At 61.9% G+C, this 10163-nt stretch carries 7 protein-coding genes; 6 read left to right on the plus strand and 1 reads right to left on the minus strand.

Features of this window, described 5'->3' with window-relative positions; all coding sequences use genetic code 11:
* Positions 1 to 28 precede the first annotated feature (28 nt).
* The 4 genes from D8U60_RS16165 (at position 29) to D8U60_RS16180 (ending at position 6879) form a co-directional block, all read left to right on the plus strand.
* A complete protein-coding gene (locus D8U60_RS16165; RefSeq protein WP_130900481.1) occupies positions 29 to 3610 on the plus strand; it encodes a DUF2339 domain-containing protein in 3582 nt (1193 codons plus the stop codon).
* Positions 3607 to 4971, plus strand: coding sequence for a DUF3999 domain-containing protein (locus D8U60_RS16170; protein ID WP_130900482.1), 1365 nt, complete (start codon positions 3607 to 3609; stop codon positions 4969 to 4971). The genes D8U60_RS16165 and D8U60_RS16170 overlap by 4 nt, the downstream gene beginning before the upstream one ends.
* Before the next feature lie 291 nt (positions 4972 to 5262).
* The gene (locus tag D8U60_RS16175) at positions 5263 to 6273 is read left to right on the plus strand and encodes a class 1 fructose-bisphosphatase (protein ID WP_016772098.1); all 1011 of its coding nucleotides are present in this window, start codon (positions 5263 to 5265) and stop codon (positions 6271 to 6273) included.
* 3 nt (positions 6274 to 6276) lie between these two features.
* On the plus strand, positions 6277 to 6879 hold the full coding sequence (locus D8U60_RS16180; protein WP_130900483.1) for a DUF924 family protein: 603 nt from the start codon (positions 6277 to 6279) through the stop codon (positions 6877 to 6879).
* Between the two features lie 107 nt (positions 6880 to 6986).
* Here D8U60_RS16180 and D8U60_RS16185 read toward each other — a convergent pair whose 3' ends face one another.
* Positions 6987 to 8879: a methyl-accepting chemotaxis protein gene (locus tag D8U60_RS16185; protein WP_197047952.1), complete on the minus strand. Its 1893-nt coding sequence runs from the start codon at positions 8877 to 8879 to the stop codon at positions 6987 to 6989.
* 282 nt (positions 8880 to 9161) lie between these two features.
* On the opposite strand from D8U60_RS16185, the gene D8U60_RS16190 reads away from it, so the two are divergent.
* Both D8U60_RS16190 and D8U60_RS16195 read left to right on the plus strand, forming a co-directional pair.
* Positions 9162 to 9416, plus strand: coding sequence for a hypothetical protein (locus D8U60_RS16190; protein WP_016772095.1), 255 nt, complete (start codon positions 9162 to 9164; stop codon positions 9414 to 9416).
* A gap of 29 nt (positions 9417 to 9445) precedes the next feature.
* Positions 9446 to 10015, plus strand: coding sequence for a lipocalin family protein (locus D8U60_RS16195; RefSeq protein ID WP_016772094.1), 570 nt, complete (start codon positions 9446 to 9448; stop codon positions 10013 to 10015).
* Positions 10016 to 10163: the final 148 nt, after the last annotated feature.

Below are 10163 nucleotides of genomic sequence, written 5' to 3' on the forward strand. Positions count from 1 at the left end.
TTGGCCTTTGCGCTCAGGGATATCGACCATGCAATGGATGTTCATGTTGATCGGGCTGGTGCTCGGTGGACTGCTCGACGAGTCGTTCAGTGGTGCGCTGTTAGGTGCGCTGCTGGGGCTGGTCATCGGCCAGATGCTGCGCATCGCGCGCCTTGGCTCGCAGGCGGCGGAGCAACAGCGTCAACTCGAACAGGTGCGCGAAGCCTTGCAAGGCGTGGCTCAGCGGCTGTTTGTGCTGGAGGGTTCGCCCTCGCATGCGCCCGCGCCGTCACCTGAAGCCGAGCCAGTCGCCGCACCCGTCGACGTGGCTGAGCAGGCTGCCCCGACCCCTGAACTGATCTGGGAACTGCCCCCCGAACTCGAACCGATCTCCGCCGTCGCCCGCGAAACCAGCCAGCCGTTGCCGGCGGATGTCTGGCGCGCCGAACCGGCCCCCGTTGCACCACCGCAAAAACCCGCCGAACCCCGTGGCCCGAACCTGATCGAACGCGGCATCGGCGCTGCGCGCAACTGGCTGTTTGGCGGCAATACAGTGCTGCGCGTCGGTGTGGTGCTGCTGTTTTTCGGTCTGGCGTTTTTACTGCGTTACGCCACCGAAGGCATGGTGGTGCCGATCGAGTTGCGTTACGCCGGCGTCGCGGCAGCGGCGTTGGCTCTGCTTGCGCTGGGCTGGTGGTTGCGCCGACGCAACAGCAACTATGCATTGATGCTGCAAGGCACCGGGATCGCGGTGTTGTACCTGACGGTGTTTGCGGCGATGCGTCTGCATCCGTTGCTTGATCCGTCCGCTGCACTCGGTTTGCTGGTCGCGGTGACGGTGTTCTCGGCCATTCTGGCGATTACCCAGGACGCGCTGGGGTTGGCCGCAGCGGCGGCACTCGGTGGTTTCGCCGCGCCGATTCTGACTTCTACCGGCGAAGGCAATCACGTCGCACTGTTCAGTTATTTCGCCTTGCTCAACGCAGGCATTCTCGCCATCGCCTGGTTCAAGGCCTGGCGCCTGCTCAACCTGATCGGTTTCGTCGGCACCTTCGGTATCGGTTTCGCCTGGGGCCTGCGTTCCTACACGCCGGAACTGCTGTGGAGCACCGAGCCGTTCCTGATTGTGTTTTTCCTCATGTACCTCGCCATCGGCCTGCTCTTCGCCCGGCGCAAATTGCGCGACTTGCCGAATGCTCCGGCGGAGGCTGATCGCGACGCGCTGCTGCAATGGTCGGCACGCAAGGGTGATTACGTCGACGGCACCCTGCTGTTCGGCCCGCCGATCATTGGCTTCGGTTTGCAGTTTGCGTTGGTCCAGCACCTCGAATTTGCGGCGGCGTTCAGTGCGTTGGCGCTGGGCATGATCTATATGGCGCTGGCCAAAGTTTTGATGGGCGGGCGCGCGATGCTCCTGGGCGAAACCTGCCTGGCGCTGGGAGTGATTTTCGCCAGCCTGGCGATTCCGCTGGGGCTCGATGCGCGCTGGACGTCTGCGGCGTGGGCCGTGGAAGGCGCGGGAATTTTCTGGCTCGGGTTGCGTCAGCATCGACCGTTTGCCCGGGCCTTTGCCTTACTGCTGCAACTGGGTTCGGCACTGGCGTTTCTCAGCCAGTTGCAGCCCGGCGAGAGCAGCCTGCTCGACGGCGCACCGCTGGGCGCGCTGATGCTTGGCGCCGCGCTGCTGTTCAGTTTCTTCCAACTGCGCAAGGCTACGCCCGAGCAAACATTGCCGTGGGAAAGGCAAGGCCTGCCAGTGCTGGCGTGTCTGGGCCTGACGTTCCTGTATCTGCTGGCGCCGTTGTTCCTGTTCATCCAGGGCACGGCGATCAGTTGGGCCTTGGCCGGTTTGGCAACGTTGTTTGTCGGCTTGCGGATTCAATCACGCACATTCCTGTTCACCGCATTCGCCGTGCAGTTGCTGGGCGGCGCGTTATTTCTGTTGCGCCTGCAAACGGCCGGCGAAGATTCGGCGGCGGTGTTCAGCGCTGGCTGGAGCGGTTTGCTCAGTGCGTCCTTGATCGGTCTGGCCTTGATTGGCGGCATGCTGCTGGCGGCGCGGGACGAGATGGTGCGCGGCGATGTGCGCCTGCTGCGCGGCTTGTCGGTGGTGCTGCTGGCCGGCTTGGTGCTGATCAATCTGGCGGTGCTGTTCGTGCTGCCGTGGCAAACCGCGAGTGCAGTGTGGGCGGCCAGCGGTTTGCTGATCATCTGGCTGAGCCTGTACCTGCAACAGCGTCTGAGTTTCGTTTTCGGGCTGCTGTTGCAGGTGGTCGGTGGCGCGGCGTTTCTGCTCGCCGGGCCTGAATGGCTCGGGCCATTGTCTAGCGAAGGATTGCAACCATTGGCCCATGGCGGCTTCTGGACACCGCTGGTGCTGGGGCTGGCCGCGCTGATCGGTGCGTGGCGCTTGCAATTGGGCAACCATGCCACGGCTTTTGATGCCTTGAGTTTGCAGCGCTTGTCGCAAGTGCTGCTGGTCTGGGGCGCCGGTTGGTGGACGCTGGCGTGGGTCAGCGAAATCCTGCGTTTCGCCTCGCCGAACCTGCAAGGCACATTGTTGCTGCTGGTCGCTGCGATCAGTGTGGCGCTGTGGACGCTGTTGTCACTGCGCTTGAAATGGCCGGCGCTGGGGTTGCTCTGCACCTTACTGATTCCTGCGGCGGCGCTGGTTTTGCTCGGCGCTTGGCATTCGCGCTACCACCCGGCCGCCGACTTCGGCTGGCTGGCGTGGCCGGCGCTGTTCGCGGTGCACTTCTTCAGCCTGCGCCGCTTGGCGTCGATGTTGCCGGCGCGCGCATTGAGCGTGGCCCATGTGCTCGGTTGCTGGCTGCTGATTGGCGTGCTGGCGCTGGAGTTGCGTTACGGTCTGCTGCTGTTGTCCGAGCAGTACAATGCCTGGCGCTGGCTGGGCTGGGCGATTCTGCCGAGCCTCTATCTGTTGCTGATGGCTGCACCCCGAACGTGGCCGTGGCCGGTGGCCGCATTTGCCCGCGAGTACCGCTTGTATGCGGCGGCACCGCTGGCGGTGCTGATGCTGGCGTGGTTCTGGCTGGCCAATGGCGTCAGCGATGGCAATGCCGAACCATTGCCTTACGTGCCGCTGCTCAACCCATTGGAGCTGGGGCTGCTGTTTGCGCTGTTCGGCGTTTATGCCTGGTCGCGCAGCGCCGTCGCGCAGCTGTCGATCCGTCAGGATCATGCCGACAAGGCCACGCAACTGATCGCCGGGGTTTCGCTGTTCGCCTTCTGCACCGCACTGGTCACCCGCGCGGCGCATCACTGGGCCGGCATCCCGTTCGAGCTTGATCAACTGCTCGCGTCGATGCTGGTGCAGGCCGGCCTGTCGATCGTCTGGACGTTGATGGCGCTGGGGCTGATGATCGGCGGCCATCTGCGCCATCGCCGCGAAGTGTGGCTGATCGGCGCGGCGCTGATTGCGCTGGTGGTGGCCAAACTGATTTTTGTCGAACTGAGCAACCGTGGCGGTCTCGCCCGGATCGTCTCGTTTATCGGTGTCGGCGTATTGCTGCTGGTGGTCGGCTACTTCGCGCCGCTGCCACCCAAACGCGTCGAGGCCGAACCGGCGGCGGACAAACCCGCGCCGGAAACCGAAGGAGTTGCATCTTGAGTCGCATGCTGAATCTGGGGTGGTTGGCGCTGGGCGTGGTGATGGTCGCTGGCGCTCAGGAAAAACCGGCGGACTTCGCCACGCAAGTGCCGTTGACGGTGAGCGGCAATGGCCCGTGGTATCGCCTCGACCTGCCGCTGAGCGCGCAATTGCAGGCGCGCCAGACCGATCTCAGCGACCTGCGTGTGTTCAACGCCGCCGGCGAAGCGCAGGCCTACGCCTTGGCTCGCGAATCGGCGCAGACCCGCGACGACGGCAAGCTGCACGAGGTCAAATGGTTCCCGTTGTACAACGCCGCCGACGCCAGCGAGCGTGCGCCGAATGTGCGCGTGCAGTCGACCACCAACGGCACCCTGGTCGAAGTGCAACCGTCCTCGCAACTGGAGGCGGGCGAAGAAGTGCTGCGCGGCTGGCTGCTCGATGCCAGTGCGATCAAGGCACCGTTGCAGCAGTTGATCCTCGACTGGACCAGCGAGCGCGACGGTTTTCAGCGTTTCAGCATTGAGGCCAGCGACGATCTGCAGCACTGGCAGTCATGGGGCGAGGGCCAGGTGGCACGTCTGACCTTTTCCGATGAGCGCATCGAACAGCACGAAGTGACCCTGCCGGGGCAGACCGCGCGCTATGTGCGCCTGTTGTGGGAGTCGCCGGGCTCGGCGCCCGTCCTGACGTCGGCGCAATTGAAAAGCAGCGACCCGCGCAACCTGCCGCTGCCCCTGGTGTGGTCGCCCAGCGTAGCCGGCAGCAGCACCAAATCCGGGGAATACACCTGGCTGTTGCCGATGGGGCTGAATGTCGAGCGGGTGCAGGTTGAGCTGAAACAGCCGAACAGTCTGGCGCCAGTCACGTTGGCCGGCCGGAGGGAGAGCAACTTGCCGTGGCAGACGCTGAGCAGCGGTTTGCTGTATCGCCTGAGCCAGAACAATCAGGACGTGGTGCAGAACGAAATCCCGCTGTCCGGGCAGACCGTGCAGCAACTCAAGCTGACCGTGGATGAGCGCGGCGGCGGGTTGGGTGAGCAGGCGCCGGACCTGAAATATGCGGTGCGCGCCACGCAAGTGATCTTCCTCGCCCGGGGCGAAGGGCCGTACAGTCTGGCCTTGGGCAATGCCACCGTGAAAACGGCGAACCTGCCACTGGCAACGTTGATTCCGGACTTCAAGCCAGAAAAGCTGGCGAGCCTGGGCAAGGCGACGGTGCAGGACGAAGCAGTGGCCACGCAAACCTCAACGGCGACGACGGCTGCGGTGGCCGGGACCAATTGGAAGAAGTTCGGGCTGTGGGCGGTGTTGCTGCTCAGTGTGGTGTTTCTCGGGGCGATGGCGTTCAGCCTGTTGCGCAAGCCGCCAGCCAATACCTGAGCATGGCGGCGCTTTGCGCCATTCGCGAGCAGGCTCGTTCCCACAATGGAATGCATTGCCCTGTGGGAGCGAGCCTGCTCGCGAAAGCGCCCGGGCAGACACTGAAAATCTTCAATCGCTCATGCCGAACCGAACTACGCTCAACCCGACACCTGAACTCTCCACCGACAATCACGTCTCATACAGGCAAATACACCCAGGCGCACGTTAGCCGGCGTCTTCGCTCGCTAGGTTTTCAGACTCCCTGTAAACTGCGCGGGTTTTCCGCCCCCCATTCCACCGGAGCCGTCCATGTCCCGCGTTACCTTGAGTCGCTATTTGATTGAGCAGACCCGCAGCAACAACACTCCTGCCGATCTGCGCTTTTTGATCGAAGTGGTAGCGCGTGCCTGCAAGGAGATCAGCCACGCCGTGTCCAAAGGCGCCCTGGGTGGTGTTCTGGGCAGCATGGGCACCGAGAACGTGCAAGGCGAAGTGCAGAAGAAGCTCGACGTGATCTCTAACGAGATCCTCCTCGAAGCCAACGAATGGGGCGGTCACCTGGCCGGCATGGCGTCCGAAGAAATGGACAACGCCTACCAGATCCCGGGCAAATACCCGAAAGGCGCATACCTGCTGGTCTTCGACCCACTGGACGGCTCGTCGAACATCGACATCAACGCCCCGGTCGGCACGATCTTCTCGGTACTGCGTTGCCCGAACGAATACCTGAGCCAGAACGAGCCGCTGAACGAAAAAGCCTTCCTGCAGCCAGGCACCCAGCAAGTGGCCGCCGGTTACGCCATCTACGGCCCGCAGACCATGCTGGTGCTGACCTTGGGCGACGGCGTCAAAGGCTTCACCCTGGACCGCGAAATGGGCAGCTTCGTCCTGACTCACGAAGACATCACCATCCCGGAAACCACCCAGGAATTCGCCATCAACATGTCCAACCAGCGTCACTGGGAAGCCCCGGTGCAGCGCTATGTCGGCGAGCTGCTGGCCGGTGAAGAAGGCCCGTTGAAGAAGAACTACAACATGCGTTGGGTCGCGGCGATGGTTGCCGACGTCCACCGCATTCTGACCCGTGGCGGTCTGTTCATGTACCCGCGCGACAGCCGCGAGCCGTCGAAACCGGGCAAGCTGCGCCTGATGTATGAAGCCAACCCGATGTCGTTCCTTGTCGAACAAGCCGGCGGCGCGTCCACTGATGGTCACCAGCGTATTCTCGACATCCAGCCGGAAGGCCTGCACCAGCGCGTTGCAGTGTTCCTCGGTTCGAAAGAAGAAGTCGCCCGCGCCACGGCCTACCACAAGGAATAAACCATGCACGCGCCCTGGCAGCCGTTGCTCCACTGGTGGTTCGGACACGCCGAATCAGCCAGCGAAGTGGCGGCCGAAAAGGGCAAGTTGTGGTTCGGCAAGCGAAACAGCCAAGACCTCGAAGCGCAGACGCGTTTCGGGGTCTTTGTCGATCAGGCCCTGGCCGGTGAATTGACCGAGTGGACGCAATGTCCCGAAGGTTGGCTGGCGGTGGTGCTGTTGCTTGATCAACTGCCACGCATGATCTATCGCGACACCCCCAAAGCATTTTCCGGTGATCTGCTTGCGCAGAAACTTGTCGCGCAAGGCGTTGCAGCGGATTTTGATCGGCAGTTGAAGCCGATTCAGCGTGTGTTCATTTATCTGGTGTTCGAACACTGCGAAAACCTCGCGGTGCAGAACGAAGCCGTTTCCAGATTTATTGAATTGGTGGCTGAGCAGCCAGAGTCGGAGCGGGCGGTGTTTGCCGATAACCTGGACTATGCCGAGCGGCATCAGAAGGTGATTGCCCGGTTTGGAAGGTTTCCGCATCGCAATGCGGTGTTGGGGCGGGAGTCTACGTCTGAGGAATTGGAGTTCCTGTCCAGGCCCGGCTCAAGATTCTGAATCTTCAGTGCGGCTTATGCCGCTTTCGCGAGCAGGCTCGCTCCCACAATTGAAATGCATTCCACTGTGGGAGCGAGCCTGCTCGCGAAGAGGCCTGAGGCCGCAGCTTAAATCCTGAAGCTGCCGACCAGATGCTTCAACCGCGCGGCTTGCTGCTCAAGATCCGAACAGGCGCGCAACGTCGCCTGCAAGTTCTCTACCCCTTCCTGATTCAGCGTGTTGATCTCGTTGATATCAACGTTGATCGACTCGACCACGGCCGTTTGTTCCTCGGTCGCAGTGGCCACCGACTGGTTCATCCCATCGATCTCGCCGATGCGCTGGGTCACGCTGCCCAGGCGCTCGCCGGCCTGGTTGGCGATGCCGACGCTGCTTTCGCTCTCGCGCTGGCTCTCGGTCATGATGGTTACTGCCTGACGTGCGCCGACCTGCAGCTCTTCGATCATCTTCTGCACTTGCTGCGCCGAATCCTGGGTGCGGTGCGCGAGGTTGCGCACCTCGTCGGCGACCACGGCGAAGCCACGACCGGCCTCACCGGCGCGCGCAGCTTCGATAGCCGCGTTGAGTGCCAGCAGGTTGGTCTGCTGCGAGATGCTGGTGATCACTTCGAGAATCTGGCCGATGTTCACCGTGTTGCTGTTAAGGGTTTCGATGTTGCCGCAGGAATCGCTGATCTTTGCCGACAGCTGTTGCATGGCGTGGATGGTTTTATCCACCACCTGCTGGCCGTCGACCGCGAGGCTGCGCGCATCGCTGGAATGCTGCGAGGCGAGGGCGGCGTTCTGGGCGATTTCCTGAGCGGCGGCGCCGAGCTGATTGATCGCGGCGGCGACGCTGTTGGTGCGGCTGGCCTGCTGGTCTGAGTTGTACATCGACGAGTTCGAGGCAGCGACCACACGCAGGGCGACTTCGTTGACCTGGCCGGTCGCCGAGGACACTTCGCGGATCGACGTATGAATGCGTTCGACGAAGCGGTTGAACGACGTACCCAGTGCGCCGAATTCATCGTTGCCGTGAATCACCAGACGCTTGGTCAGGTCGCCTTCGCCTTCAGCGATGTCATGCATCGCGCGGCCCATGGTCAGCAGTGGCTGCATCAGCACGCGAATCAGCATGCCAAGCAGGCCGATGATGATCAGCACCGCGATGACCATGGCGATCAGTGCCGAGGTGCGGAATTCGCTGAGCATCGAGAACGCGGTGTCTTTATCGAGCACCAGTGCCACGTACCAGTCAGCCGAAGGCACGCCGTTGACGCGAGTGAAGGAAATCAACTGGGTCTTGCCGTCGAACTCGACTTCTTTCAAGCCCGGACTGACTTGAGGCGCGCCGTTCGGATAGGCCTCGGCGAGGGTCTTGAGCACCAGTTTGCTGTCCGGGTGAATCAGGATCTTGCCTTCGGCGCTGACGATGAACGCATGACCGTGGCCGCCGAAGTTCAGCGAGTTGATGATCGCGCTGACGCTGGTCAGATCGATGTCGGCCCCGGCCACGCCGAGCATCTGGCCCTGACGCTGCACCGGCGTGGCGACGGTGATCACCAGCTTGCCCGACGAAGCGGCAATATACGGTTCGGTGACGATGGTCTGCTGTGCGCTATTGGCGGCTTTGTACCAGCCGCGCGCCCGTGGATCGTAGTCCGGCGCGCGGTTGCCGGCCGGCACCGAGAACATCACGCCGTCGGCACCGCCAAAATAGCTGAGCTGGAAATTGCCGGTGTAGGCGGGCAGGTCAATGATGCGTTTGAGGCTGGCGGGCGCGTTGCCGTCAACGGCGACTTGCTGCGACAGCGATTGCAGCAGCTGAATGCGGCTTTCCAGCCAGGTCTGGATGTTGCTGGTGGTCAGGCTGCCCAGCTCCTGCATGGTCGCTTCGGTACTGCTGCTCAAGGCCTGACGCTGGCGATAGTCGTTGAAGAAGATGAAACAGGCGAACGCAACGGCCACCACAAGGGCAGCAGCCAGCAGAATCTTGTGGCTGAATTTCATGTTTCTGGTCATCGAATGAACTACCGCGAGGGGGCTGGTCAGGAAAGGGCGGCAATTTGCCATATTCGGCAGCGTTGCGCTGCTCTTATTTTCGACCGCGCCGCGCCAAAGATTAGGCGTTTGTGGGGAAAGTCGACGAAATGCTCGACGGCTTCACAAAGTTTTTGATTTACCGGCAAAAGCCGGACGGGCGGGCTGATAAATAGGCGTTCGGTCACGGAACCAGATGACACTTTTCTCTTCTAAGCTTCTGGTTGGCACCATGCCATCCCCCCTCGTTCCAGGAGTTTCACCATGTCGCTGCGATCTATCGCCCTGCTGTCGTTTTGCGTGCTGTTGGCCGCATGCAGCAAGGTCAATCAGGAAAACTACTCCAAGCTCTCGGCCGGCATGGCCAAGTCCGAAGTGGAAACCCTTCTCGGCAAGCCCACTGATTGCTCGGGCGCGCTCGGTATGTCCAGCTGTACCTGGGGCGACAAGAACAGCTTTATCAGCGTGCAATACGCCGGTGACAAAGTGCTGATGTTTTCCGGCCAAGGCCTGAAGTAAACCGGGGCTTCGCGCCCACGGAGAAAAAAATGAAGCGGTTATTGCTGATCCTTTTTGCTGGCCTGGTACTGGCTGGCTGCGCCACTTCCGGCGTCGACCCGTTGGCGCCCAAGACCGTCAACAGCGTCAATCTCAAGCGTTATCAGGGCACCTGGTATGAACTGGCACGCTTGCCGATGTACTTTCAGCGCCACTGCGCGCAATCCGAAGCCCATTACACCCTCAAGCCTGACGGTAATGTCGGCGTGCTCAACCGTTGCCTGACCCCGGAATGGCAATGGGAAGAAGCCAAGGGCACGGCTTATCCACAAGTGCCGGGCAAGACCGACAAGCTCTGGGTCGAATTCGATAACTGGTTCTCGCGCCTGGTGCCGGGTGTGGCAAAGGGCGAGTACTGGGTGTTGTACGTCAGCGACGATTACAAGACCGCCATCGTCGGCGATCCGAGCCGCAAGTACCTGTGGCTGCTGTCACGCACACCGACCGTCAACGGTGTAGTGCGTGAAGAATTGCTGAGCAAGGCGCGTCAGCAGGGTTACGACACCACACGCCTGATCTGGCGCGCGTCGGATCGGCAGATGGCCAAGACATCCAATTAAGAGCGAAAAGATCGCAGCCTTCGGCAGCTCCTGCATGAGAATGCATTCGTGTAGGAGCTGCCGAAGGCTGCGATCTTTTGCTTTTCTTACCCTAAAAGATCGCGCAGGACCCGGGTGAAGGCTCGGGCGCTGTGCTCTTCGCCGGCAT

Source organism: Pseudomonas sp. Sample_11, assembly GCF_004307505.1.
Taxonomy (GTDB): domain Bacteria; phylum Pseudomonadota; class Gammaproteobacteria; order Pseudomonadales; family Pseudomonadaceae; genus Aquipseudomonas; species Aquipseudomonas atacamensis.

Bases quoted from the DNA above. Each gene is read 5' to 3' on its own strand.
- D8U60_RS16175 (WP_016772098.1), top strand. From the start codon at position 5,263: ATGTCCCGCGTTACCTTGAGTCGCTATTTGATTGAGCAGACCCGCAGC.
- D8U60_RS16185 (WP_197047952.1), bottom strand. From the start codon at position 8,879: ATGACCAGAAACATGAAATTCAGCCACAAGATTCTGCTGGCTGCTGCC.
- D8U60_RS16180 (WP_130900483.1), top strand. From the start codon at position 6,277: ATGCACGCGCCCTGGCAGCCGTTGCTCCACTGGTGGTTCGGACACGCC.
- D8U60_RS16165 (WP_130900481.1), top strand. From the start codon at position 29: ATGCAATGGATGTTCATGTTGATCGGGCTGGTGCTCGGTGGACTGCTC.
- D8U60_RS16195 (WP_016772094.1), top strand. From the start codon at position 9,446: ATGAAGCGGTTATTGCTGATCCTTTTTGCTGGCCTGGTACTGGCTGGC.
- D8U60_RS16190 (WP_016772095.1), top strand. From the start codon at position 9,162: ATGTCGCTGCGATCTATCGCCCTGCTGTCGTTTTGCGTGCTGTTGGCC.